Source organism: Microbacterium schleiferi, from assembly GCF_020781975.1.
GTDB lineage: Bacteria > Actinomycetota > Actinomycetes > Actinomycetales > Microbacteriaceae > Microbacterium.
In genome coordinates this window covers 36,052-62,017 of record NZ_JAJGNI010000010.1, presented here as the reverse complement: position 1 = coordinate 62,017, position 25,966 = coordinate 36,052, and the positions used below count along the sequence as shown (strand labels likewise).

Sequence of the window (25,966 nt, the reverse complement as noted above, 5' to 3'; positions counted from 1 at the left end):
CCCGATCGAGAGGCGGTGGGTGGTGCACATTCTCATCAGCCCTTTACCGCTCCGGCGACAAGTCCACCGGTCATTCGGCCCTGAACGATGAGGAAGAAGATGACCACCGGCAGAGCGATCAGGGTGGAGCCGGCCATCACCGCTCCCCAGTTCACGGCGCCACCCACCGACGAGGACTGGAAGGCATTGAGCCACGGCATCAGCGTGAGGTTGTAGCCCTTCATCATGAGCAGAGCCATCGTGAACTCGTTCCACGACTGGATGAACGCGAAGATCCCGGTGGCCACGAGGCCCGGCGCGAGCAGCGGGAACGTGACCTTCCAAAAGGCCTGAGACTTGGTGCAGCCGTCGATCATGGCTGCCTCTTCGAGGTCGGCGGGAACTCCCGCGACGAACCCGCGCAGGGTCCAAATCGTGAAGGGGATCACGGCGGCGGTGTACACGATTCCGAGCCCCAGCAGCGTGACGATGAGGACGCCGACGGTGACGGTCACGGTGGTGCCCAGCGCGTGCGGGAAGTCGGTCTGGCCCGGGGCAGCCTCCCGTGTCCACGCCGTGATGTAGTTCTCGAGGGTGAAGTCCAGTGGCACGAAGCTCGGGTCGCGGCTGATGATCTCGTTCGTCGGGGTGAACGACATGTTCACCATCCAGTAGACGGGGAACACCGACATCACGAACACGACAGCTGCCGCGATGTTCAGCAGGGTGCGCGTCACGACCTTGCGCGGGCTCGGTCGGCGCGCTCCCTCGAGCCGCGGGGGACGCGTACCCCGAGGACGGACGCGGGGCTCGTCGTCGATGCCGATAGTGCCGAGCTGGCTGGCGGGGGTGACCTGAGTACTCACAGCTCCTCCTCCTTGAGCGTCGTGCGTACGTATCCCCACGAGAGGACAAGCAACAGGATGACCATCACGACACCGATCGCCGCGGTGGCGCCGAACTCACCGACCCCCTGCCGGAACAGGTAGGTGCCGAGCACGTTCGTCTCGGAGGCCAGTCCCCCGCGGCTTTGCAGCGCATACACCTGCGTGAAGATCCGGAGGTTCCAGATGATCTGCAGCACGAGCACAACGGTGAGAACACTGCGCAGGTACGGGAAGACGATGAGCCGGAACCGTGACCAGCCGGTCGCGCCGTCCAGCGATGCCGCCTCGAGCACCTCATCCGGAACCTGACCGAGGGCGGCGTAGGTGGTGAACGCCACGAACGGCACCGACTGCCACACGATGATGATCGTGAGAACCATGAAGAACGACCAGGGGTTCAGCAGCCAGGAGTGGTTCGTCCAGTTCTCGGTGCCGGTGAGGGTGTTGAGCATGGAGTTGACCAGGCCGTACTCGGTGTCGAAGATCCATCCCCACACGACTGTCGCCGTGAGGGGTGGCATCGCCCACGCGACCAGCAGACCGATCGACACGACGATCCGCCATGCGCGGCTCAGCCGCACCATGAGGACCGCGACGAGGATGCCGAGACTGAGGTTCAGCACCGTGAGCACGATCATGATCCCGAGGCTGCGCATGAGCGCGGCCGGGAAGTCGGACTTCGTGAACAGGTCGACGTAGTTCTCAAACCCGACGAAGGTCGGCCAGGTGCCCTGAACCTTGTTCTTGACGGTGTAGTCAGTGAAGGACTGCACGACCATCAGGACCGCGGGGTAGACGGTCATCACCCCGATGACGATCAGGGCCGGCGTCAGCAGGCCCCAGGCGTTCCGGGCCTCGCGGCGGTTCCTGCGCTTGACGCGGTCGGCGATCAGGGCCGGCGGAGGCGGCGAATCGGAAGCCGTCGATGCGGCGAGAGTGGTGGTCACGGCGATCCCTCCTTTCTGCGGCGGATGGCGGGTACGACGAACGACGGCATGCGTCGATCATCACGGACGGATGGTCCGATCACTCGGTTCGGTGCACGACCGGGAAACTCATGCATCGGACGGAGCCATCGGGCACGTGGTCGGGGTGCCGCCGCGCGGGGAGGCCCGCGCGGCGGCATCCGTCGATCACTGGTTGAGGATGGCCTCGATCTGCTCGTCGAGCGCGGTGGCTACAGCCTCGACGTCCTCGCCCTGAGCGATGCGCACCAGAGCGTCAGGGATGATCTGGGCAGCCTCGACCTCGGCCCAGTTCGGGCTGGCCGGCGTCCCCTTCGAGTTGGCAAGAGCCGCAGCCTGGGCCTGGGCGATCGGGGTGTCCGGCAGAGCGGAGGCGGCCGAGATGATTCCGGGCGTGAGGCCCTGCTCAGCGAGAAGCTTCTGGTAGTCCTCGGAGAGCATGATCTCGAGGGCTGCCTTTGCCTTCGTCGGCGCGGCGCTCTTCGTGGCGACGGCTACGTTGGATCCGCCCGCGAAGATCGGGGCGGTCTCGCCGGCTTCGAGGCCCGGCAGCGCGAACGCGCCGAGGTCGGCTGCATAGGTGTCGGGGCACCCTTCGGAGTTCTGCCCGGCGTCCTCATCGGCCCACGGCCACGCACCCGTCAGGTTTCCGGCGGCCCATGCGGGGCTTGAAATGAACCCGGCCTCGCCGTTGCAGAAGGCAATGTTTGCCATCAGCTCGTTGCCGTCGGCCGGCGCGACAGTGGCGTCCTGATACACCGTCTGCAGGAGGTTGAGACCCTCGAGGCTCTCGGGGCTCGAGAACTGTGCGTCCCACGTGTCGCCGTCCTGAACGGCGATCTCGCCGCCGAAGGCCCAGATATAGGGAAGCGCGTTGTACCAGTCCTTGCCGGGTGCGTAGATGCCCGAGACCGTGTCGGTGGTCAGCGCGACGCCCTCGGCAACGTACTCATCGAGGGTCGCGGGGACCTCGTCGACCATCATCGGGCTGTAGAAGACGATCCGGCCGCCCGCGTAGTAGGGCGCGGCGTAGAGCGATCCCTCGTACGTGCCAGCCTCGACGAGTCCGGGCAGCAGGTCCGAACCGCCGAGCTGGTCCTGAATGTCGGAGATGTCCAGGAACAGGCCGGCATCCGCGAAGCCCAGTGCCTGCGTGTTGCCAACCTCGACGACATCCGGAGAGTCGTTCGACGACAGTGCGGCGGTGTACGTGTCCGACACGTCAGCCCACGTCTTCTCTTCGATCGTGAGCGTCCAGCCCTCGTTCTCGGACTCGAAGGTCTGCTTTAGGTAGTCACGAGCGGTCTGGGGCGTGTCGGCGCCGACGAGCCACACCGTGATGTCGCCCGTTTCGGGCTCCGCGGGGGCACCGCCGGCACAGCCGGCCAGCACGAGCGCCGAGGCGCCCGCGAGGGCGACGGCTCCGAGCGTCTTCTTCATGGTGTCTTCCTTCGTGTTTCTCTGGTGTTCGGAAGAGGTCGGGCGACCTATCCGGTGGGGGGAATGGTTGGGGCGGCGGTTACGACACCCCGAGCTGGCCTGACAGGACCATGACGGCAGCTCCGCGCAGAACGATGTCCTGGCCTTGCGCCGTCATCCGAACGCGCACGCCGTCATGGAACCGGGCTAGCGTGCGAGTGCGGATCGTCTCGACCGTTGCCTCTGCGAGAGGACCGGCGAGAAGTTCATCGGGACCCGAGAGCACGATCTCGGAGACATCGAGCGCACCGACGATGGGCGCGAGCGCGATGCCCAGGCGTTCACCGGCGTCGCGCAGCTGCTGCTCACGGTCCGCGGGAGTCTCGGCATCCGCCATGCGAGCCGTCAAGGCGGGCACCGATAGCCACGCCTCGAGGCATCCGACTTTGCCGCACGCGCACTGTGGGCCGCCGTCGGTGCCCACGGTGACGTGTCCGATCTCGCCCGCCGCGAAGTGCGCACCGCGCATGGGCTGACCGGCCGATACCAGTCCCGACCCGACGCCGCGTCCGACCTTCACGAGCACGACGTCGTCGCGCGCACCACCGAAGGTGTATTCGGCTAGAACGGCGGCGTTCGCGTCGTTTGCCACGAGCACCGGCAGCCCGAGGGCATCCTCGAGGATGCTGCGCAGCGGCAGCTGCGTCCAGCCGAGGCCGGGAGCGCTGAGCACGACACCGTCGTTGTCGACGACGCCGGGAGAGCCGACACCGATTCCGAGGACCGGGGCGTGGGCATCGGCGACCAGGTGCCGTGCCAGCTCGATCACCGCATCCCGGGCATGTTCTGCCCCGCGCGGTGCCGCAATCTCGTGGCGAGCGACGATATCGCCGTCGAGGGTGAGGATCGCGCCGAGGAACGTGTCGGGGCCGGAGAGATCCATGCCGAGGATTCGGTGGCCCGCACGATCGAGGTCGACAACCATCGCGGGCTTGCCCGGACCCGACGCTTCGCGAACGCCGAGCTCAGCAACCAGGCCGTCACCGATGAGCTCGGCGACGAGGTCGGAGATTGTGACGCGTGTCAGCCCCGTCTCCCGGGAAAGGTCAGCCCGACTCATGGCGCCGTCATGGAAGAGCGTCTGGAGAACGAGGGAGCGATTGTGGGCACGGGCGTGCTCGGGCAGCACCTTTGCCCGGCGAAGACTGCGGCGCTGCACCGTGTCTGAAGCGACAGCTGCGGCATCCGTGGACGCCGTGGGCTGGGCGCCACGAGCCATGAGGGTGTGCGCGGGCCCCGTGGAAGAGCCGCGCTGCACTTCCGATGCAGTCATGTTTGTTAGTAGACCTTACGAACAAAAGAACTGCAAGGGCGTGACCGAATTTGGACGGACAGTTTACAAAACCGTTACATGCGCTTGGGGCGCGGCGACCGGATGAATGCGGTGTCACATCGTCGCCGTGCGCAGGTCGGATCAATCGTCGACCGGGCAGGAGCCGTAACATGCCAAGGGCGCTCGTGCACCGCCCGGAAAGGAAGCAGCGTGCCCTACTTCGACCTCTCCGCCGCTGAGCTCGAGGCCTATGTCCCGCAGATCAACGAACCCACAGACTTCGACGCCTTCTGGGCCATCACGCTCGAGGAATCCCGCGTCGCGGGCTGGGAGCCGCGACTGACTCCTGTCGACTCGGCGCTGCGGTCGGTCGACGTGTTCGATGTGTCGTTCGCGGGTTTCGGCGGCGACCCGATCAAGGCCTGGCTGCTGGTACCCGCCGGCGCAACCGCCCCGCTTCCCGCGGTGGTCGAGTACATCGGATACGGCGGCGGACGGGGCCTCCCCTCCGAGCGGCTTGCGTGGTCGGCGGCCGGCTACGCGCACCTGATCATGGACACGCGCGGCCAGGGCTCGACGTGGGGCACTGGCGGCGAGACTCCCGACCCGCACGGCACCGGCGCCGCAACCAACGGATACATGACCCGCGGAATAGATGACCCGGCCGACTACTACTACCGCCGGGTTTTCACGGATGCCGTCCGTGCGGTTGACGCCATCCGCATGCTTCCCCAGATCGACGCGGATCGCCTTGCCGTCACCGGCGGCAGCCAAGGTGGTGGTATCGCCCTCGCTGCCGGCGCACTGTCGGAAGGACTCGTCGCCGTCATGCCCGACGTGCCGTTCCTCTGCCACTTCTCCCGGGCCGTCGGGCTGACCGACCGCGACCCCTACCAGGAACTCGTGCGGTACCTCAGCGTGCACCGGGACGCCCGGGAGCACACCTTCAGGACGCTCAGCTACTTCGACGGCGTCTCGATGGCACGCCGTGCGAGTGCACCGGGGCTCTTCTCGGTCGCACTCATGGACTTCACCTGCCCACCCTCGACGGTGTATGCGGCCTTCAACGCGTTCGCTCACGAAACCAAGCGCATCGTGGCCTACGAGTTCAACGACCACGAGGGCGGCGGTGCGCACCAGTGGACCCAGCAGGCCGCGTTCCTCGCTGAACTGGGCATCCAGTGAGCTCTCGCACCGCTGCCGTCGTCGCGATCGACGCCGGCCAGACCGGCATGAAGGTGCGCGTGCGCACTGACCAATCCGTCGGTGAGGCCCTGCTGCCGGGCGTTCGCACCGACCAGCCGGTGCTCCCGCAGATCGGTCTGGCGGCGCGACAGATCGCGGACGAGTTCGACCTCGACATCCGTCACCTCGCGGCGGGAGTTTCGGGCCTTACCGACGGCGAAACGACTCCGGCTGCTGTCGCGGCGCTGGTGCGCAGCGCCGGGGCCGCACACGCCGTCGTCGCGCATGATGCGACGACCTCCTACCTCGGCGCCCGCGGCACCGCGCACGGTGCCGTCGTCGCGGCGGGAACGGGGGTCGTGACTCTCGGTGTCGGCCCCGGCGGCGCCGCGCGCGTCGACGGCTGGGGCTACCTCATGGGAGACGCCGGCAGCGGCTTTTGGCTCGGACGCGAAGCGCTGGTCGCCGCGATGCGCGACCACGATGGTCGAGGCACAGCGACGGCGCTCACGGATGCCGTCCGCGGGCGTTGGCCAGATCTCGAGCAGGCCTACATCGATCTGCAGGCAGACCCCGCCCGGGTGAGCATCGTCGCGTCCTTCGCGGCCGAGGTCGCACGGGCAGGCGCGGACGGGGATGCGGTGGCTCTCGACATCCTGCGCCGTGCCGGGGACCTGCTGGCAGAGAGCGCGCTCACGGCGCTGCGTCGCGTCGACGCCGAACCGGCGGTGTGCGCGATCGGCGGGGTCTTCCGTTCCGAGGCGCTGCGCGAGGAGTTCACGCGGGCGCTGGTGAATGGGCGACCGGATGCGCGGATCGTGGAGCCCGCCGGGATCGGCATCGACGGCGTCGAGGCCCTCATCGACCTGCCCGCCGATCACCCGCTCGCCCCCCTCACCTGGTCGGCCCGCGCCTAGCCCGGGCACGCCCGGAAACGACGTCGGGCCGCCCCGCAGAAGCGGAGCCGCCCGAGTCAGAGTGGATCAGCGCAGCGCGTCGATGACGGCGTTGAAGGTCGCTGACGGTCGCATGACCTCGTTGACCAGTTCGCCGTTCGGGCGGTAGTAGCCACCGATCTCGACCGGCGACCCCTGCGCTCCGTTGAGCTCCGCGACGATCGTCGCCTCCTCAGCAGTGAGCTTCTCGGCAACCGGCGCGAAGATCGCCGCAAGTTCAGCATCCTCGGTCTGCTTCGCCAGCTCCTGCACCCAGTACAGCGCGAGGTAGAAGTGGCTGCCGCGGTTGTCGATGGTGCCGAGCGCGCGCCCCGGGGACTTGTCGTTCTCGAGGAACGTGCCGGTGGCGGCATCCAGCGTGTCGGCGAGGACCTTCGCCCGCGCATTGCCGGTGGACTCGGCGAGGTGCTCGAGGGATGCCGCGAGCGCGAAGAACTCACCCAGGGAATCCCAGCGCAGGTAGTTCTCGCTCAGCAGCTGCTGCACGTGCTTCGGAGCAGAGCCTCCGGCACCCGTCTCGAACAGCCCGCCGCCGGCGAGCAGCGGCACGATCGAGAGCATCTTGGCGCTCGTGCCGACCTCGAGGATCGGGAACAGGTCGGTGAGGTAGTCGCGCAGGACGTTGCCGGTGACCGAGATCGTGTCCAGGCCGTGGCGCATGCGTGCGAGCGTGTAGCGGGTTGCTTCCTCGGGCGACAGGATGCTGATCTGCACGCCCTTGGTGTCCAGGAGCGCGACCCCCTGGTGTACCTTCGCGATCAACTGCGCGTCGTGCGAGCGGTTCACGTCGAGCCAGAACACGGCGGGCACCCCGGTCGCCCGGGCGCGCGTGACGGCGAGCTTCACCCAGTCCATGACGGCGATGTGCTTGGTCTGCGTCGCCCGCCAAATGTCGCCGGCGCCGACCTCGTGCTCGAGCAGGACCTCACCCGACGAGTCGAGCACCTGAACAACGCCGGGAGCTGCGATCTCGAAGGTCTTGTCGTGGCTGCCATACTCCTCGGCTGCCTGCGCCATGAGACCGACGTTGGGAACCGTGCCGATCGTCGTGGGGTCCAGCGGTCCGTTCGCGATGACGTCGTCGATGACGGCCTGGTAGACGCCGGCATAGGACGAGTCGGGAATCACCGCGAGCGTGTCATCCTCACCACCGTCGGCTCCCCACAGCTTGCCGCCGTTGCGGACCAGGGCGGGCATGGATGCATCGACGATGACGTCCGAGGGAACGTGCAGGTTGGTGATGCCCTTGTCGGAGTTCACGTATGACAGGCGCGGTCCACGCTCGAGGTCGGCGTCGATCGCGGCGGCGATCTCGTCACCCCCGTCGATGCTCGAGAGCCCGGCGAGGATCGAGCCGAGGCCGTTATTCGGGGTCAGACCCGCTGCCGCGAGCTTGTCGCCGTAGCGCTCGAAGACATCCGCGAAGTACGTCTTCACGACGTGGCCGAAGATGATCGGGTCGCTGACCTTCATCATCGTGGCCTTCAGGTGCACCGAGTACAGCACGTCAGCCGCAGATGCCTCGGCCAGCGTCTCGGCGAGGAACGCGTCGAGGGCGGATGCCGACAGGAAGGTCGCATCGATGATCTCGCGCGGAAGGACCTTCAGCCCTTCCTTGAGCACTGTCACCGCACCGTCGGTGCCGACGTGGCGGATGGAGAGGACATCGTCATGAGCGGCGACCCACGACTTTTCGTTGCTCTTGAAGTCGTCGTGACCCATCGTCGCGACCCGGGTCTTCGAGCCCTCGGGGAAAGGCTTGTTGCGGTGCGGGTGCTTGCGCGCGTAGTTCTTGACCGACAGCGGCGCTCGGCGGTCGCTGTTTCCCTCGCGCAGGACGGGGTTGACTGCCGACCCCTTGATGCGGTCGTACCGCGCCCGGACATCCTTCTGCTCGATCGTCTGCGGCTCGTCCGGGTAGTCGGGGATGTCGTAGCCCTGCGACTGTAGTTCGGCGATGGCAGCCTTCAGCTGCGGAATGGATGCCGAGATGTTCGGCAGCTTGATGATGTTGGCCTCGGGAAGCGTTGCGAGCCCGCCGAGCTCGGCGAGGGCGTCACCGACCGCCTGTTCGGGCGTGAGCTGCTGTGGGAAAGCGGCGAGGATGCGGCCTGCGAGAGAGATATCGCGCGTCTCGACATCCACACCAGCCTGATGCGTGATCGCCTGCACGATGGGAAGGAAGGAAGCTGTGGCCAGAGCCGGGGCTTCGTCTGTGTACGTGTAGATGATCGTGGATTCGCTCACTCGCCTGATCTTTCCGCTCGGGGGCCGCGCACGAGCCTACCGCACCGGCCTAACTATCTCGATATCAAGATAAATTCCCCCGAAAAGGGTGCCCCGGGATGCTGAACCGCGGCATCCCGGCTAGCCTGTGTGACATGGCCGAACTGCGACTTGCTGAACTGTCCGCCGCCACGGTGGAAGCTGTCAACAATATGTCGCTCAAGCCCGGGCAGGCTGAGTTTCTCGCCCCCGAAAGCTACGAGGTGGCGGCCGGGGATGTCGATCCACAGACCATGTGGCAGCGGGTCGTGCTCGACGGCGACGACGTGGTCGGGTTCATCAGCGCGAATTTCGACGGCGACAGCGTGTCGGAGTACTTCCGGTCGGTGCTGTGGCGGATCAACGTGGACGCCGACGACCAGGGTCGCGGGATCGGTCGATTCGCTGTCGAAAGCCTGCTCGCAGAAGCGCGAAAGCACGGCGTCGATCACGTGAACGTCATCTATGGGGCGGGCGAAGAGGGGCCGCAGGCATTCTTCGAGCGCGTTGGCTTCACACCGGTGGGCGAAACCGAGTACGGTGAGATCGTCGCCGAGATCCGGCTCTGATCCGGCGAGTCCCACCCTCAGTATTCAGCCCCCACCCGAGGGGCTTGTCGGCTGGCGGCGGGGCCTCGGATTCCCCTCCCCCACCGAGGCCCCGTCGCCTTTTTCGGCATCGTCAGACCAGCGACTCCCGCCACGCCGCATGGAGCTGCGCGAACTTGCCCGTTCCCGCGATCAGCGTCTCGGGGGTGTCGTCCTCGATGATCCTGCCGTGCTCCATGACCAGCACCCGGTCGGCGATGGCCACAGTCGACAGGCGGTGCGCGATGATGATCGCCGTGCGGTCTGCCAGGAGCGTCTGCAAGGCATCCTGAATCGCCCGCTCTGACGGGATGTCGAGCGAAGCCGTCGCTTCGTCGAGAATCAGCACCGCCGGGTTTGCGAGGAACGCCCGCGCGAACGAGATCAGCTGACGCTGCCCCGCCGAAACGCGGCCGCCGCGCTTGTTCACGTCGGTGTCGTAGCCGTCGGGCAAAGCCCGGATGAAGGCATCAGCCCCCACCGCCTTCGCCGCCGACTCGATCTCGTCGAGCGTCGCGTCGGGCTTCCCGAGCGCGATGTTGTCGGCGACCGTGCCGCTGAACAGGTAAGCCTCCTGCGTGACCATGACGATCGCGCGCCGCAGGTCCTTCGGGTGCAGGCGCCGCAGGTCGACCCCGTCGAGGGTCACCGCGCCGCGCGTCGGGTCGTAGAAGCGCGAGACGAGCTTCGCGAGCGTCGACTTGCCCGCCCCCGTCGTGCCGACCAGGGCAATGGTCTGCCCTGCGGGGATGTCGAGCGAGAAGTGCGGCAGGATGACGCGGTCATCCGCGTACCCGAACGTGACGTCTTCGAACGCGACGTGTCCGCGCGCGGTCCACAGGTCGACGGCATCGGTCGGGTCGGGAACCGTCGGCTCCTCCTCCAGCACCCCCGAGACCTTCTCAAGCGCCGCAGTGGCAGCCTGGTACGAGTTCAGGAACATCGCGACCTCCTGCAGAGGTGCGAAGAAGTTCCGCACGTAGAGGACGCTTGCCAGCAGGATGCCGATGGCGATCGCCCCGTCGGCAACCCGCAGGCCTCCCCACAGCACGACCAGGGCAATGCTCACCGAGGCGACAGCCATGAGGCCAGGCTCGAACGTGCCGAACAGGCGGATCGAGCGCATGTTGACGTCCCGGTAGTCCTCGGCGACGTCTCCGAACTCATCGTCGTTGCGCGGCTCCTTGCGGAACGCCTTGACGGCACGGATGCCGGTCATGGTCTCGACGAACTTCACGATGAGCTTCGCGCTGATAACGCGTGACTCACGGTAGACAGCCTGCGAGCGGCGGTAGAACCAACGCATCAGCAGGAACAGCGGAACTCCCATGACGGCGAGGATGACTCCGGACTGCCAGTCCAGCAGCAGCAGCGCGATCAGCGTGAACCCGCCGTACAGCAGCCCCGAGACGAGTTGGTTGAGCCCACCGTCGAGAAGCTCCCGGATGGATTCCAGGTCGCTGGTCTGCCGCGAGATGATGCGGCCCGAGGTGTAGGACTCGTGGAACTCGAGGCTGAGCCGCTGCGTGTGCAGGAAGATCCGCTTGCGAAGATCCAGCATCACGGCCTGCGTGAGGCGAGCCGCAACGACCGCGAACCAGCCCACGAGGCCCGCGCCGCCGAGCCCGGCGACGAGGTAGACGGCGACGACCCCGATCGTCGGCATCCAGTTCGTCTGCGGCGCCAGAACGAGCGGAAGCGCGGTGTCGATGCCGAACGCGATCAGCGCGGGGCCCGCTACCTGCAGGGCCGTCGATACGACCAGCACGACACCGGCGAGGACAACCTGCCACCGCAGCGGCGAGATCAGCGACCCGAGCAGGCGCAGCGAGCGGCGACGGATGGCGCGGCTCTCGTCCCGCGTGTAGTCTGACCGGTCTTCGCCGGCAGTTCCCACGACAGTGGCGCTCACAGTGTCACCTCCCTTTCTCGCATGCGGGCTTGTTCGTCTTCCAGGCTCGAGATGACGTACCGGTAGTGCTCGCTCTCGCGGAGCAGGTCCGAGTGCTTCCCCACCGCCGTCACCTTGCCGTCCTCGAGCAGAGCGACGCGGTCGGCGAGCGTCACCGTCGACGGTCGATGCGCGATGACCAGTGCCGTCGTGTTGGCGAGGACCCGCCGCAGGGCATCCTCCACGAGAGCCTCGGTGTCAACGTCGAGGGCCGACAGCGGGTCATCGAGAACGAGCACGGCGGGCTTTGCCGCGACCGCCCGCGCGAGCGCCAGACGCTGGCGCTGCCCGCCAGACAGGCTGAGTCCCTCTTCGCCGATGACCGTGTCGACGCCGTCGGGGAGGTCGTCGACGAAGCTCGCCTGTGCAACCGCGAGCGCTTCCTGCAGCGCGGCCTCGGCCTCGGGGCTGCCAGGGACGAGGTCTTCGCGACCGAGCAAGACGTTCTCGCGCACGGTCTGCGAGAACAGCGTCGCATCCTCAAACGCCATGCCGATGTGGGTACGCAGCTCTGCGAGAGTCAGATCACGGATGTCGACCCCATCCAGGGTCACCCGGCCGCCGGTCACGTCGTAGAGCCGTGTGGGCAGGGTCGTGAGGGTCGTCTTTCCTGACCCGGTGAGACCGACGAGGGCCATCGTCTCGCCGGGACGCAGCACGAGATCGACACCGTCGAGCAGGTCGCGCTGGCTTTCCGGCGCGTCCTGATAGCGGAAATGGACGCCCTCGAACGCCAACTCACCGCGAGGAGAGGCAAGGGTCTTCGGCTGCTCGGGATCGGTGATGGTGTCGACCTCGTCGAACACCTCGAAGATACGGTCGGTGGCGGTGCGGGCATCCAGCAGGAAGGAGAACAGGAATCCGATCGACTCCATGGGCCAGCGCAGCACCGTCGCCATCGCGAAGAATGCGATCAGTTCAGCGGCGTTCAGCTGACCCATCTGAATGAGCGCGATACCGGCACCGAGTGCGAGAGCGAACGCGATGTCAGGAAGCAGGATCAGCCAGAACCAGATCAGCCCGACAGCGCGCGCCTTATGAATCTCGGTCTCGCGCAGGGTCTCGGCCTGGCGGGCGAACTTCTGCAGGGCGTGCGATCCCCGCCCGAAGGCCTTGAGCACGCGGATGCCGTGCACGCTCTCTTCGACGGAGGTGGCGAGGTCTCCGGCCTGGTCCTGCGACTGGCGGGCGAGAGTTCCATATCGCTTCTCGAAGCGGTATCCGGCATACCAGAGGGGCGCGGAGGTGACCAGGAAGATCACGCCGAGCAACCAGTGCCACTGGAACAGCAAGACCGCGCCGACGATGATCGTGAGGACGTTGACCACCAGCAACACGAGACCGAACGCGAGCCAGCGTCGGATGATGCTGATGTCTTGCATCATCCGCGAGAGCAGCTGACCGGACTGCCAGCGGTCGTGGAAGGCAACGGGCAGGCGCTGCAGTCGGCGATAGAACGTCGTCCGCAGCTCGAATTCCACCCTCGTCGACGGTGCGAGCACGAACCACCGGCGCGCCCAGACCATTGCCGCTTCGGCAAGGCCGAGCGCCAGGATCGCCGCCGCGCCCCACGCGATCTGGCCGGGGTCGCCCGAGGCGATCGGGCCGCCGACGATCACCTCGAGCACGAGCGGAAACATGAGCGCCAGCACCGAGGCGAGCATCGCACTTGCCGCGCCGAGGACCAGCCGAGGCAGCACCGGCCGGGCGAAGGGCAGCAGCCGGCCCAGGGCACGAAGGGTCGACAGGTGGGGCGTGGGGGATGAAGGCGTAACGGTCATGGTCCTTGTGGGAGGGCGAAGCGAACCCGCGGGTCTGCGGGCGGGGAGGGCGGCAGCCAGAGCCTGAGGCGAGGGTGCTATGCCGTGGTCGACAACGCTGCGGGCGCCGAGAGTGTGCCGCGACCGGTCAGGTCACCGACACGCGAACGAGTGCGTCGCGACGCTGCTAGCGCGTCATCGCGGGACCGCGGTGACGCAGGGGCGCCGCGGCGATGAGGACGACAGGACTCGCGACGAAAGCGATCTGATACATGGCATCCTCCTTGGCGTACGGGCTGCCGCACGACGCGGCAGCCCTTCAGACTATGCCTGAGAGTCGGCTGAAAGCAAGGACGGATTCTCTCGATCCAGCAGCGAACGCTTGATCTCGATCCCCCACGCGAATCCCCCGAGGCTCCCGTCGGTCCGCAGCACGCGGTGGCATGGCACGAACAGCGCCGGCGCATTGCGGGCGCAGACGGATGCCGCGGCCCGCACCGCTGCGGGATGACCGAGCGCTGCGGCGAACGTCGCGTACGACAGCGGCGCTCCGGGTGCGATCCGGCGAAGTGCCGCCCATCCGGCCAGCTGACCGGCCGTACCGAACTGCCGGACCGGCACGGCGTCGATCGCCGCGAGATCACCGGCGTAGTAGTCGCGGACGACGGATGCGGCATCCGTCGTGCCGGAGCGGATGTCCGCGGGCCGATCGGCCGGACGGATGCGCTCCACGATGCGTTCGGCGGAGTCGGTCCACCCCGATGAGAGCACCGCGCCATCGTCGGCGGCGAGGATCGCGAACGGGCCGTCGGGAGTGTCGACGAACTGGAGAACGGCGGTCAGGGTCATGTGAGAACCTCCTCGGCTGACGCGGCGGGCGCGGGGGAACGGACAGTGCTGGTACGCGCGGTCGCGGCTCGGCCGGGCCGGGCGGGGACGGCTCGCCACAGGTGCGCGCTCAGGTAGCTGCGCCAGGGCGCGACTGTCGCCGCCCAGGTCTCGAGCCCCTCCGCAGGGATGCCGAGGGCTCGGGCGCCACTTCGGACGGCGACGTCCGTGGGCAAGAACACGTCGGGGTCGCCGAGCACCCGCATCCGCACGTAGTCGGCGGTCCACGGTCCGACGCCGGGAAGAGCGAGCAGGGCTCGGCGCTGCTCGCTCCCGTCGTCGGCGATCGTGAGGGTCACCTCTCCCTCGGCCAGGGCTCGCGCGGCGCCGACGATCGATCGGATGCGTGCCGCAGGACCCCGCAGCACCTCGGCGCCGTGATCGGCGATGGTTGCCATCGTCGGAAACAGCCGGGTCAGGCCGTCGGGCCCGGCGACCTCCTCGCCCAGCGCATCGGCAAGAGCGGTCAGCGCCGTGCGCGCCGCGGCGACAGTGATCTGCTGGCCCACCATCGCGCGGATGAGCATCTCGTGGGGGTCGGCTGCGCCCGGAACCCGGATGCCGGGAATCGCCCGGACCCGCGGCTCGAGTTCGGGATGCCGCGACAGTGCGGAGTCGATCGCGAGCGGATCGGCATCCAGGTCGAAGATGCGACGAACGCGAGCAACGAGGGTCGCGAGATCAGATAGGGCCGTCACCGTCGCGCGCAGGCGCAGGCCGCCGGCATCCGTTCTCACCTCGAACCAGGCGGGACCCGAGGCCAGCAGCACCGTCCGAGCGAAGGATGCCTCTCCTGCCACCTCGACACCGGGCAACGCCCGCGCGCTCATCCAGGCGAACAGTCCCGCAGCATCGAACGGACCTCGCACCGGCAGCGCCAGATCGATCGCGCCGCCGGGTGCTGCGGACCCCGTGCGCCGGGCGCGCACCTCGAGCGGTGTGAGCCCGAAGACCTCACGGATCGTGTCGTTGAACTGCCGCACACTGGCAAAACCCGACGCGAAGGCGATGTCGGATGCCGGCATCGCGGTGCCCACCAGCAGCATCCGCGCCGTGTGTGCCCGCTGCGCGCGACTGAGCGCGAGCGGTCCGGCGCCGAGTTCGGCCGTCAGCAGTCTGGTCAGATGCCGCGGCGAGTAGCCGAGTCGGTGTGCGAGCCCCGGAACACCTTCGCGCTCGATGACCCCGTCGGCGATGAGGCGCATCGCCCGCGCGGCAACGTCGCCGCGCACGTCCCAATCCGGGGAGCCGGGAGCCGCCTCGGGCAGGCACCGCTTGCACGCGCGGTACCCCGCTTCGTGGGCGGCGGCGCTGGTCGGATAGAAGGTCACGTTCGCCGGCTTCGGCGTTCTGGCCGGGCAGCTGGGTCGGCAATATATGCCTGTTGAGCTGACGGCGGTCACGAATTGACCGTCGAACCGGGCGTCGCGCGACTGGATCGCGGCGTACCGTTCGTCGAAGGTCATGGAGAGCACGGGTCAAGACTCCCACGCCCCTCCCCCGCGCACTGGCGGAAATCAGACACGGCAGCGGGAGACAGCCGCGGGGCACGCGGGTTACCGTGGCATATGGGCGCGCGCGAATATGACCTTGTTGTGATCGGGGCAGGGCCGGTTGGCGAGAACGTCGCCGACCGGGCAGTGCAGGGCGGCCTGCGGGTCGTCATCGTGGAGAGCGAACTCGTCGGTGGCGAGTGCTCGTACTGGGCGTGTATGCCCTCGAAGGCGCTGCTGCGCGCGGGATCGGTACTGCGGGCTGCCCGAGCAGTCGACGGCGCAAAGCAGGCCGTCACCGGCAACGTTGATGTCGCTGCAGCCTTGGCGCGCCGCACCCGGATGACGCACGACTGGAATGACTCCTCGCAGGTCGAGTGGCTCGAGAGCGCGGGAATCGATCTGGTGCGGGGACATGCCCGTATCGCGGGCCGCAAGCGGGTCGAAGTCACCCGTCCCGGCGGCGAGGTCGTCGACCTCATCGCCACACACGCCGTTGCCGTCTGCACCGGCTCGGCGGCTCTGCTGCCGAACACTCCCGGGCTCCGAGAGATCGAACCGTGGACGAGCCGCGAAGCGACAAGCGCACGGTCCGCGCCCGCGTCGCTCGCCATCATCGGTGGTGGGGTCGTCGGGTGCGAGATGGCAACCGCGTATGCGAGTTTCGGCACGGCGGTGACCCTCATCGCGCGATCCGGGCTGCTGGGCGGTATGGAGCCGTTCGCGGGTGAGATGGTGGCCGAGGCGCTGACCGCGCAGGGAGCCCAGGTCCGTACGGGGGTCGATGTCGTCTCGGCATCCCGCGACGCGAAGGGTCGCACTCTCGTGCTCTCGGATGGCTCGTCGGTCACAGCGGATGAGGTGCTCGTCGCCACCGGAAGGGTGCCGCGTACCGCAGACCTCGGTCTCGAGTCTGTCGATCTGAAGCCTGGCGCGTGGCTCGATGTCGACGACACGATGCTGGTGCGCGATACCGACTGGTTGTATGCGGTCGGCGACGTCAATCACCGCGCGCTCCTCACCCACCAGGGCAAATACCAGGCGCGCGCCGCGGGGGACGTGATCGCCGCCCGCGCCCGCGGTTCCCATGTCGACACGTCTCGATGGGGCGCCCACGTCGCAACAGCCGATCACGACCACGTGCCGCAGGTCACCTTCACCGACCCCGAGGTGGCCTCGGTCGGGCTGACTGCCGAGCGCGCGGAAGCGGCGGGGATCAACATCCGGGTGCTGGACTACGACCTCTCGTGGATCGCGGGAGCGTCCACGGCTTCGGATGACTACCGCGGCCAGGCCCGCGCTGTCGTCGACCGAGAGCGCGAAGTGCTGGTCGGGGCGACCTTCGTGGGCCCGGATGTCGCGGAGCTGCTGCACTCGGCCACGATCGCCATCGTCGGAGAAGTGCCGCTGAGCAGGCTCTGGCACGCGGTCCCGTCGTACCCGACGGTCAGCGAGGTCTGGTTGCGCTGGCTGGAGGCCTACGGGCGTCCCTGAGCGAGAGCCTGTCGCCGGGGACCACGCGGGACCGATCGCAGGATGATTCGCTCGACAGCCCGCGTGGCCATCGACTGGCCCGACGATGATCCTGCAATCGGTCCGCTCGCGCGGCGCGACTTAGTGGAAGAAGTGGCGCTCGCGCGTGAAGAACATCGTGACGCCCGCGTCGCGCGCGGCCTTCACGACCTCCTCATCACGAACGGACCCTCCCGGCTGCACGATAGCCGACACGCCGGCATCGATGAGCACCTGCGGTCCGTCGGCAAACGGGAAGAATGCGTCGGATGCCGCAACGGCACCCTGCACGCGATCCCCGGCGCGCTCGACGGCCAAGCGACACGAGTCGACGCGGTTCACCTGGCCCATGCCGATACCGACAGTCGCCGAGTCCTTCGCGAGGACAATCGCGTTGGACTTCACGGCACGGCAGGTCTTCCACGCGAAGATGAGGTTGGTCATCGCGTCGGCCTCAGGCCGCTCACCGGAGACGAGCTCCCAATCGGTGGCGACTGACTCGATGTCGTCGGGGAAGCGGTCGGCATCCTGCAGAAGGAGCCCCCCCGAGATGAGCCGCACGTCCATCGGCTCCTGCTTCCAGTCGTCGGGCAGCTTCAGCACGCGCAGGTTGTTCTTGAGGCGGAAAACCTCGAGCGCCTCAGGCTCAAAGTCCGGGGCGACGATCACCTCGGTGAAGATGTCGCGCAGGTTCTCGGCCATCTTCAGGGTCACCTTGCGGTTGGCGGCGATCACGCCTCCGAACGCCGAGACCGGGTCGCAGGCGTGGGCGCGCAGGTGCGCGCTGGCAATCGGGTCCAGCGCGTTCGGCGCCGACACCGCAATACCGCACGGGTTCGCGTGCTTGATGATCGCTACGGCGGGCTTGACCAGGTCGAAGGCCGCGCGCAGGGCGGCGTCAGCATCGACGTAGTTGTTGTAGGACATCTCCTTGCCCTGCAACTGGGTAGCCTGCGCAATGCCGTGTCCGCCGGTGCGCGTGTAGATCGCGGCGCGCTGGTGCATGTTCTCGCCATAACGCAGGGTCGACAGTCGCTCGGCTCGAATCGTGAGGTGCGCGGGCAGGTCCACATCCTCCCCCAGCGTCTCGTCGGCGAACCAGGTTGCAACTGCCCGGTCGTACTCTGCGGTGTGCGCGAAGGCGCGCGCGGCAAGCTCGCGGCGCTGAGCGAGGGATGTGCCGCCCGCGCGGATGGCTTCGATCACCGACCCGTAGGACTCGGGCGAGACCACGATCGCGACGTTCGCGTAGTTCTTCGCAGACGCCCGGACCATGGCGGGACCGCCGATGTCGATCTGTTCGACGACATCGTCGCCCTGCGCGCCGGAGGCGACGGTCTCAACGAACGGGTACAGGTTCACCACGACCAGTTCGAAGGGCTGGATGCCGAGATCGGCGAGCTGGTTCTCGTGGTGTGCAAGGCGAAGGTCGGCAAGGAGGCCGGCGTGCACGGCAGGATGTAGGGTCTTGACCCTCCCGTCCAGCGACTCGGGGAACCCGGTGACAGCGGCGACGTCGGTCACCGCAAAGCCGGCATCCCGGATCGTCGCGGCCGTCGACCCGGTGGAGACGATCTCGACGCCGGCCTCAGCAAGAGCCTCGGCGAGGCTCAAGAGATCGGTCTTGTCGCTCACCGACACCAGCGCGCGCCGGACTGGCACGACGTCGCGGTCGCGGTACAGGGACGGGTCGTGACTGGGGCCTGCCATCAGGTCTCCTTGCTGTCGGGGCTCTGAGCTGTCGAGGCCCTGGGCTGTGAGGCTCGGGGCCGGAAGCTGTGGTTCGGAATCTGTCGGGTGGTCATCGGCCGCGGTTGCTGCGTCGTCGCGGCGCTGGTCAGGCAATAGTCAGGGAGAGGAGAGATCGAGGTCGCCGGTCGCGATGCGCCTCACCACGTCGATGAGGAGTCGGCGTTCGACCGGCTTGATCCTCTCATGAAGGCTCTCTTCGTCATCGCCGGGAAGCACTGCGATGCGCTCCTGCGCGAGGATCGGTCCGGTATCGACCCCCGCGTCTACGACGATGACACTCGCGCCGGTCTGGGTGGTACCGGCGGCGATCGCGTCCCGCACGCCGTGGGCGCCGGGGAACTCCGGAAGGTACGCGGGGTGGGTGTTGATGATACGCGGCGCCCAAGGTTCGAGTACCGATGCGGGGAGCAACCGCATCAGCCCGCTGAGAACGATCAGGTCGGGCTGCCAGACCGCGAGTTGGTCGCGAAGCGCCTCACCCCAGGCCTCCCGATCCGGATACTCGGCGTAGGGAACGAAGAACCAGGGAATGCCGAATGCTTCGGCATGGGCGAGGCCGTCTGCTTCGCGGTCGGCGCCGACGACAACGATGCGCGCCGGATAGTCGGGCTCATTCGCCGCCTCGAGCAGCGCCCGAAGGTTGGATCCGGCGCCAGAGATGAGAACGGCGACGGTGAGCACCGACTCAGTCTACCGAGGGCTCCAGCAGCGCCGTGGGCACGGCCTCGGTGGCACCGTCGTCACGGGCTCGACGTCGCGGTGAGAGCAGCAGGATGCCGGCGCCGACCCCGACCTCGATACCGATGGCCAGCGCAACAGGACCGGGCTCCGGCCCTAGCTGCGCGAGCGCCCCCGGCCCGAGCGAGCCGGAGGCAAGAACGGCCAGCAGCGCCGCTGAACCTGCAGCGGCGACCGCAACCCCCAGTGCGGTGACGATGCGGGCTGAAACGCGCTCGGCATCCGCGGCGAAGAAGGACCGGGCAACCCACCCGGCGAAGGATCCAACGCCGACGGGCAGAAGAGCGAGCAGAAGTAGCCAGGGGGACGTGGATTCGGGGAGTGCGCCCATCAGCGGCAGTCCGGGCAGGACGCCGGTCGTGGTTCCGGATGCCGCGACCGTCGAACCCACCCCGAGGGAGACACCGGGTCCGGCAACGAACGCTAGAGCCCACGCGATCAGGGTGGGAAGGTACAGAAGCTGGCCGAGCGTAAGGACTACGGCACCGAGAACGTCGACATTGGCGGCCTCGTAGAGACCGACGATCTCGGAGCCCCGAGCGAAGATCGCAACGGCGGTGGTGAGGGCCGCGACGCCCACCAGGCCGACTGCCGCGATGGATCCCGCGCGGGCGATGACCGTCGGAACGAGAGCCCAGTCCTCGGGCAGGTCCTCGACGCGCTCCCGCAGCCCCGCGATGACGCCGCGGTCAGCATCCTGCCACTCCCCGACCAGAGCGCCGAGGAGCGCCGGGATGCCGAAGACCAGGGCCGGAAAGAGGATCGCTTCGGTAAGCGATGCGTGCGCGACGGCGTTTCCGGCCGTCAGGGCGATCCCGGCGGCCGCAGCTGCGAAGACCGCGGTTCCCGCGAGGGCACCGGTGAATGCCGCACCCGAGCGCGAGGCGCGGCGACCCGAGCGCGCTGCGGAGATGGCGGTGAATCCCGCGAAGGCCAGCGGAGCGAGCGACAGCACGAAGGATGCCGCATCGGGATCGATGCCGGCAGTTGCCAGGTAGTCGGCGGGGAGCGTGATCTCCAGCGGGACGACGTGCCCGAGTTGCCAGACGCTCGCGGCGGTGGGCCAGAGTGCGCTCCACGGGGCAAGGCCCCCGAACTCGACGACCCACAGCAGCGTCGCCGGCGCGAGTACGACGACGAGTCCTGCGGCGACGGTGACGAGCGCGTCGAAGGCGGCGAGGAGGAAGACGATGACCCGGTTCATGCGGCTTCGACCTTACCCATCCCCGGGCCACTCACCGGTCGACTCACCGGGCGCTGCGCCACGCTCCCGAGTTCGGGACCGAGCCGCGGAACAGTTGGGTGATGGTGGCCATCGTGAAACCTCGATCGAGGAGTCCGTCGCAGACGGCTCCGACAGTGCGCGCGGTGTTGCCGTGGATGTCGTGCTGCAGCACGATCGACCCGGGTCGAGGCTGATTCACTGCACGCTGAATCAGCACGTCGTCGTCGATTCCCTTCCAGTCCTCCGTGTCGACGTCCCAGAGGATCGCCGGCATCCGCGCGATCGAAAGCACCCGCGCGTTGTATTCGCCGTACGGCGGCCGGAACATCGTGATCGGCTGACCGGATGCCGATTGCAGGGCAGCCGACGTGTCGCCGAGCTGTGCAGCGATCTGCGCGTCGGTGAGATTCGGAAGAGACGGATGATTCCAGCTGTGGTTTCCGATGAGGTGTCCCTCAGCCACCATCCGCTGCAGGGTCGAGGCGTAGGCTCGCGCCTTCGACCCCATCGCGAAGAACGTGGCGCTGGCGCGACGCGCCGCCAGCGCGTCCAACATGCTCGGGGTGAGGTCGCTGGGACCATCGTCGTAGGTGAGCGCAACGCACGGCGTCAGCGAACAGTCGACCGGCACATCGCCTGGGTTCTGGATGCTGGGTCCGGAATACGGCTGACCGACCGAGGCGAGAAGACGCCTTCCGAAGTCAGTGAGGAGGGGTTCGGCGACAGCTGCGGGCACGAGAACCGTGCGAGCCGCGTCAGTCGGTGGGATGCCGAGAGCCGCGAGCGCATCGGTGGTGAACCCGGCAGGGATCGTGAACTGCATTCCACCGGCTGCCGCGGGCATCGTGGTCGCGAAGGAGGCTGCCAGCCGTTCGAGGGCAGCGGGGTCTGCGAGCGGCGCGAGCGACAGGGAGCCGGCGGCGCGGCGGAGACCTTCGAATACGTCAGCGGCCAGCGTCGTTGCTGCATCAGGCGTCCACACCTGCGCCGCTGTCGCCACTTCACCGGTTGCCGTGTCTGCGAAGAACGTGTCGACGCTATCGCTGATCTGTCCATCCGAGGCCGAGAGGACGGTCCGAAGGCGCTGTCCGAACATGCTCGCCGATGCCCACACCACATCGCACACGACTGTCGCAGAGCCGCCACTGACGACAGGCCCGGCCAGGGCGGGGTCGGCGAGCAGGTCGGCGGCTGGGATCTCGGTGGATCCCGGAACACAGGACCGGTCGGCAAGGCCGGCACCGGCGGAGCCGGCTTGCGGACCGTAGGTGGCGCCGGTCGCGTCCTGACGCGCGCCGATCGCGGTGCGGACGTAGCCACGCACGGCGTCGTTGAACGCTTCGACGCCCGGCAGCAAGGCGTAGCGCGCCTGGATACCGACGCCGTCCTGGCGGATGCGCTCGGGAGACACGGTGGCGGCCAGCGGCTGGCCGGCCTGAGCGTCGAGCGGCTGAGGTTCCGCATCGACGACCTGCAGCGTGGTCGCCGGCCACGCTGGCGGGGTCCAGCTCGGATCGATTGCCGGTGCGCAACCCGCCACCACAACTGTCGCGCACGCGATCAGGGCCGCCGCTGCGGCCGGGCGGATGACCCGGCGCCGCCCGCCCCTCAAGGTTTGACTCCCTCGAGGAGGCTCGCCAGGGCTGGTCTATACCGGTCGAGGTCGTCGCTGGACACGGCGAACACGATCGACCCCTGCGCGACAGGTCCGACGGCGGCAACAAGAGCCGGAACCGTGGCAGGATCCTGATCTGCCGGAGCCACCGGAATGCCGTGCGCAACGGTCAGGCCCGAAGCGAGCGTCTCAACCAACGGCGACGCGACACCGGCTACCGAAGCGGCTGCCGCGGGCTCGTCAGCGCTCAGCTCGACGGCGACGATCATCCCGCGATCGGGAGTCGCGATCGTGGCATGCGCGTCATCCTGCCGGGTGATGAGCCACCCGTCTGGGACCACGACTGTCACGGATGCCGCCTCTGATCCGACGACCATCGGGGTCTGAGCGCTCGCAACTTCAGTCCGCAGATTCGCGAGGGCGGGCGGGACCACGACGACCCCGACCAGCGCGAGAAACGCCACGAGTCCGGCGGCACCGACAGCTGCCAGCGCCCATACCCACCAGGGGGCGGGTCGATGCGACGCGGAAGCGGCTGCGGCGGCTCGTGCGGTCTCGTTCATGGTGGCTCCGGGGCGCACGGGCGGCGCTGTGTGTATTGTGGCGCCTCAGTGCGTCCGGAACCTGACGGCGGGCCGGGACAACCCGTGAACTGCGAGCAGACTCCCAGCCTGCGCCCCGGGCTTAGGCGGGATCGAGCACGAACACCGCGATGAGCCGGTCGGTCTTCTTCTGATACTCGGCGTAGTCGGGCCACACCTCGACGGCGCGCGCCCACCACTGCTCACGCTCGTCACCCTCGACCTCGCGGGCGATGTAGTCACGCTTGGTCGCGCCATCCTGCAATTCGACGGTGGCGTGCTTACGCATATTGCCTGCCCACTTGGGCTCGTCAGGTGCGCCACCCTTCGAGGCGATCACGGCGTAGCTGCCGTCGTGTTCGACGCGCATGAGGGCGGTCTTGCGCAGTCCTCCGGACTTCGCGCCGAGTGTCGTCAGGACGATGACGGGCACGCCTCGCAGCTCGTTGGCTTCGGCACCCCCCGTGGCTTCATAGGTCTCGGCCTGGGTGCGTGCCCACTCCGACGTGGACGGCTTGTACTCTCCGGTCAGTGGCATGGCTTCAGGCTACCGCCAGCCCGCGACCATGGGCACAGCCGTCCGCGGTCTTGTGCCGAACCCACATCCTCACCCCCGAACCCACATCTTGCGGTGGCGCGAACACGTGGGTTCGCCGCGGAAGATGTGGGTTCGCGGAAATGGTTCGCCGGTTAGAGCTTTTCGATGATTTCGCGCATCAGGGCGGCGGTCTCGGACGGCGTCTTGCCGACCTTCACGCCCGCGGCCTCGAGAGCTTCCTTCTTGGCCTGAGCGGTGCCGGCGGAGCCCGACACGATCGCGCCGGCGTGGCCCATCGTCTTGCCTTCGGGCGCGGTGAAGCCCGCGACGTAGCCGACAACGGGCTTGGTCACGTTGGCCTGGATGAAGGCTGCGGCGCGCTCTTCGGCGTCGCCGCCGATCTCACCGATCATGACGATCGCCTTGGTCTCGGGGTCGGCCTCGAACGCGGCGAGCGCGTCGATGTGGGTCGTGCCGATGATGGGGTCACCACCAATGCCGATGGCGGTCGAGAAGCCGAGGTCACGCAGCTCGAACATCATCTGGTAGGTCAGGGTGCCCGACTTCGAGACGAGGCCGATGGGTCCCTTGCCGGTGATGTTGGCCGGGGTGATGCCTACGAGCGACTCGCCGGGGGTGATGATGCCGGGGCAGTTCGGCCCGATGATCCGCGTCTTGTTGCCCTTGGACTGCGTGTAGGCCCAGGCCTCGGCGGTGTCGCCGACCGGCACGCCCTCGGTGATGACCACGAGCAGCGGGATCTCGGCGTCGATGGCCTCGATCATGGCATCCTTCGTGAAGGCGGGCGGCACGAACGCGATCGAGACGTCGGCCCCGGTCTTCTCCATGGCCTCGGCGACGGATGCGAAAACGGGCAGTTCGACGGGGTTGCCGTCCTTGTCGGTGTGCGAGACGGTCGTCCCGGCCTTGCGGGCGTTCACACCGCCGACGACCTGGGTGCCGGCCTTGAGCATGAGGGCGGTGTGCTTCGTACCCTCGCCGCCGGTGATGCCCTGGACGATGACCTTGGAGTCCTTGTTGAGGTAAATCGACATGTCAGAAGTCCTTATCCGGTTGCGCGATCAGGCGGCTGCCAGCTCGGCTGCCTTGTCAGCGCCCTCGTCCATACCGGCGGCGAGGGTGACCAGCGGGTGGTTCGCGGCGGCGAGGATCTCGCGACCCTCTTCCACCTGGTTGCCGTCGAGGCGTACGACGAGCGGCTTGGTGGCGGCGTCCCCGAGGATCTCGAGTGCCTTGACGATGCCGTCGGCAACCGCGACGCACGAGGTGATTCCGCCGAAGACGTTGACGAACACGCTCTTGACCTGCGGGTCGCCGAGGATGACGTCCAGCCCTGCGGCCATGATCGTCGCGGATGCCCCACCGCCGATGTCGAGGAAGTTGGCGGGCTTCACGCCGCCGTGCTTCTCACCGGCATAGGCGACGACGTCGAGGGTCGACATGACCAGGCCCGCGCCGTTACCGATGATGCCGACTTCGCCGTCGAGCTTGACGTAGTTCAGACCCGACTCCTTGGCCTTGGCCTCCAGCGGGTCGGCAGCGCCCTTGTCCTCGAGCTCTTCGTGCTCGGGGTGGCGCACCTCGCTCGCGTTGTCATCGAGGGTGACCTTGCCATCGAGGGCGATGATGTTGCCGTCGCCGTCGAGGATGAGCGGGTTGACCTCGACGAGGGTCGCACCCTCGCCGGTGTAGACGTCGTAGAGCTTCACGAAGGCATCCGCGACCTTGTCCACGAGCTCCGCGGGGAAGCCCGCAGCGGTAGCGATCTCGACAGCCTTGTCCTTGTCGATACCGGTCAGCGGGTTCACCTCGACGCGGGCCAGGGCCTCGGGCTTCTCCACCGCGAGCTGCTCAATCTCCATGCCACCTTCGACGGAGCACAGCGACAGGTAGGAGCGGTTCGAGCGGTCCAGCAGCACGGAGAAGTAGAACTCCTCCTCGATCGAAGCACCGGCTGCGACCATGACCCGGTGGACGACATGACCCTTGATGTCCAGCCCCAGGATCGCTTTCGCTGCCTCGTAGGCTTCGTCCGCGTTCTTCGCGACCTTCACGCCGCCGGCCTTGCCGCGACCTCCGGTCTTGACCTGAGCTTTGACGACCACGACACCGCCGATCTTCTCGGCAGCCGCCTTCGCCTCCTCAGGAGTGTCGGCGATGATGCCGGGGAGCACCGGCACCCCGTACTTCTCGAATAGGTCTCGTGCCTGGTACTCGTACAGATCCACGCTGGTGTCCTCCGCTGCGGCGTCGGGTGGGTGAGGGAGTGTCTCGATGTCGAGATAGTTCGACCAAGAAGTCAGCCTACTACCCGGC

21 protein-coding genes are annotated in these 25,966 nt (G+C 67.8%); 4 read left to right on the top strand and 17 right to left on the bottom strand.

Annotated elements, in window-relative coordinates; genetic code table 11:
• Positions 1-35: 35 nt before the first annotated feature.
• From LL236_RS12360 to LL236_RS12345, 4 genes are all read right to left on the bottom strand, one after another.
• On the bottom strand, positions 36-845 hold the full coding sequence (locus tag LL236_RS12360) for a carbohydrate ABC transporter permease (RefSeq protein ID WP_228179146.1): 810 nt from the start codon (positions 843-845) through the stop codon (positions 36-38).
• Positions 842-1,813, bottom strand: coding sequence for a carbohydrate ABC transporter permease (locus tag LL236_RS12355; RefSeq protein ID WP_228179145.1), 972 nt, complete (start codon positions 1,811-1,813; stop codon positions 842-844). Before LL236_RS12355 ends, LL236_RS12360 begins: the two co-directional genes overlap by 4 nt.
• Positions 1,814-1,999: 186 nt before the next feature.
• Positions 2,000-3,271: an extracellular solute-binding protein gene (locus LL236_RS12350; RefSeq protein WP_228179144.1), complete on the bottom strand. Its 1,272-nt coding sequence runs from the start codon at positions 3,269-3,271 to the stop codon at positions 2,000-2,002.
• 79 nt (positions 3,272-3,350) lie between these two features.
• On the bottom strand, positions 3,351-4,583 hold the full coding sequence (locus LL236_RS12345; protein WP_228179143.1) for an ROK family transcriptional regulator: 1,233 nt from the start codon (positions 4,581-4,583) through the stop codon (positions 3,351-3,353).
• Positions 4,584-4,793: 210 nt separating this feature from the next.
• Here LL236_RS12345 and LL236_RS12340 point away from each other — a divergent pair, with 210 nt between their 5' ends.
• Both LL236_RS12340 and LL236_RS12335 read left to right on the top strand, forming a co-directional pair.
• Positions 4,794-5,768: an acetylxylan esterase gene (locus tag LL236_RS12340; protein ID WP_228179142.1), complete on the top strand. Its 975-nt coding sequence runs from the start codon at positions 4,794-4,796 to the stop codon at positions 5,766-5,768.
• Entirely contained in the window at positions 5,765-6,685 is a 921-nt protein-coding gene (locus tag LL236_RS12335) for an N-acetylglucosamine kinase (protein WP_228179141.1), read from the top strand. The genes LL236_RS12340 and LL236_RS12335 overlap by 4 nt, the downstream gene beginning before the upstream one ends.
• A gap of 66 nt (positions 6,686-6,751) precedes the next feature.
• Here the strand turns inward: LL236_RS12335 and LL236_RS12330 are convergent, their stop codons facing one another.
• On the bottom strand, positions 6,752-8,971 hold the full coding sequence (locus tag LL236_RS12330) for an NADP-dependent isocitrate dehydrogenase (RefSeq protein WP_228179140.1): 2,220 nt from the start codon (positions 8,969-8,971) through the stop codon (positions 6,752-6,754).
• Between the two features lie 134 nt (positions 8,972-9,105).
• Here LL236_RS12330 and LL236_RS12325 point away from each other — a divergent pair, with 134 nt between their 5' ends.
• A complete protein-coding gene (locus LL236_RS12325; RefSeq protein ID WP_228179139.1) occupies positions 9,106-9,558 on the top strand; it encodes a GNAT family N-acetyltransferase in 453 nt (150 codons plus the stop codon).
• A gap of 112 nt (positions 9,559-9,670) precedes the next feature.
• Here the strand turns inward: LL236_RS12325 and LL236_RS12320 are convergent, their stop codons facing one another.
• The 4 genes from LL236_RS12320 to LL236_RS12305 all read right to left on the bottom strand — a co-directional run bounded on the left by LL236_RS12320 (position 9,671) and on the right by LL236_RS12305 (position 15,641).
• Positions 9,671-11,488 carry an ABC transporter ATP-binding protein gene (locus tag LL236_RS12320; RefSeq protein WP_228179138.1) on the bottom strand — a complete coding sequence of 606 codons (1,818 nt, stop codon included), beginning with the start codon at positions 11,486-11,488 and terminating at the stop codon, positions 9,671-9,673.
• Positions 11,485-13,308, bottom strand: a complete 1,824-nt coding sequence (locus LL236_RS12315) for an ABC transporter ATP-binding protein (RefSeq protein ID WP_228179137.1) — start codon at positions 13,306-13,308, stop codon at positions 11,485-11,487. Before LL236_RS12315 ends, LL236_RS12320 begins: the two co-directional genes overlap by 4 nt.
• A gap of 303 nt (positions 13,309-13,611) precedes the next feature.
• The gene (locus tag LL236_RS12310) at positions 13,612-14,130 is read right to left on the bottom strand and encodes a methylated-DNA--[protein]-cysteine S-methyltransferase (RefSeq protein ID WP_228179185.1); all 519 of its coding nucleotides are present in this window, start codon (positions 14,128-14,130) and stop codon (positions 13,612-13,614) included.
• Positions 14,131-14,132: 2 nt separating this feature from the next.
• Complete coding sequence (locus LL236_RS12305) at positions 14,133-15,641, bottom strand: AlkA N-terminal domain-containing protein (RefSeq protein WP_228179184.1); 1,509 nt, start codon at positions 15,639-15,641, stop codon at positions 14,133-14,135.
• Between the two features lie 102 nt (positions 15,642-15,743).
• Between LL236_RS12305 and LL236_RS12300 the strand changes: the two genes are divergently transcribed.
• Positions 15,744-17,162, top strand: a complete 1,419-nt coding sequence (locus LL236_RS12300) for a dihydrolipoyl dehydrogenase family protein (protein ID WP_228179136.1) — start codon at positions 15,744-15,746, stop codon at positions 17,160-17,162.
• A gap of 120 nt (positions 17,163-17,282) precedes the next feature.
• Here the strand turns inward: LL236_RS12300 and purH are convergent, their stop codons facing one another.
• From purH to sucC, 8 genes are all read right to left on the bottom strand, one after another.
• A complete protein-coding gene (gene purH / locus LL236_RS12295) occupies positions 17,283-18,890 on the bottom strand; it encodes a bifunctional phosphoribosylaminoimidazolecarboxamide formyltransferase/IMP cyclohydrolase (protein ID WP_228179135.1) in 1,608 nt (535 codons plus the stop codon).
• Between the two features lie 138 nt (positions 18,891-19,028).
• On the bottom strand, positions 19,029-19,613 hold the full coding sequence (gene purN / locus LL236_RS12290) for a phosphoribosylglycinamide formyltransferase (RefSeq protein ID WP_228179134.1): 585 nt from the start codon (positions 19,611-19,613) through the stop codon (positions 19,029-19,031).
• Positions 19,614-19,617: 4 nt separating this feature from the next.
• Positions 19,618-20,874, bottom strand: coding sequence for a cell division protein PerM (locus tag LL236_RS12285; protein WP_228179133.1), 1,257 nt, complete (start codon positions 20,872-20,874; stop codon positions 19,618-19,620).
• Between the two features lie 43 nt (positions 20,875-20,917).
• Positions 20,918-22,507: a polysaccharide deacetylase family protein gene (locus LL236_RS12280; protein WP_228179132.1), complete on the bottom strand. Its 1,590-nt coding sequence runs from the start codon at positions 22,505-22,507 to the stop codon at positions 20,918-20,920.
• Complete coding sequence (locus LL236_RS12275) at positions 22,504-23,073, bottom strand: hypothetical protein (RefSeq protein WP_228179131.1); 570 nt, start codon at positions 23,071-23,073, stop codon at positions 22,504-22,506. The genes LL236_RS12280 and LL236_RS12275 overlap by 4 nt, the downstream gene beginning before the upstream one ends.
• Before the next feature lie 121 nt (positions 23,074-23,194).
• Positions 23,195-23,629 (bottom strand): nitroreductase family deazaflavin-dependent oxidoreductase, encoded by a 435-nt coding sequence (locus LL236_RS12270; protein WP_228179130.1) that lies wholly within the window; start codon positions 23,627-23,629, stop codon positions 23,195-23,197.
• Positions 23,630-23,781: 152 nt separating this feature from the next.
• A complete protein-coding gene (gene sucD / locus LL236_RS12265; RefSeq protein WP_228179129.1) occupies positions 23,782-24,684 on the bottom strand; it encodes a succinate--CoA ligase subunit alpha in 903 nt (300 codons plus the stop codon).
• A gap of 27 nt (positions 24,685-24,711) precedes the next feature.
• On the bottom strand, positions 24,712-25,878 hold the full coding sequence (sucC, locus tag LL236_RS12260; RefSeq protein ID WP_228179128.1) for an ADP-forming succinate--CoA ligase subunit beta: 1,167 nt from the start codon (positions 25,876-25,878) through the stop codon (positions 24,712-24,714).
• Positions 25,879-25,966 lie beyond the last annotated feature (88 nt).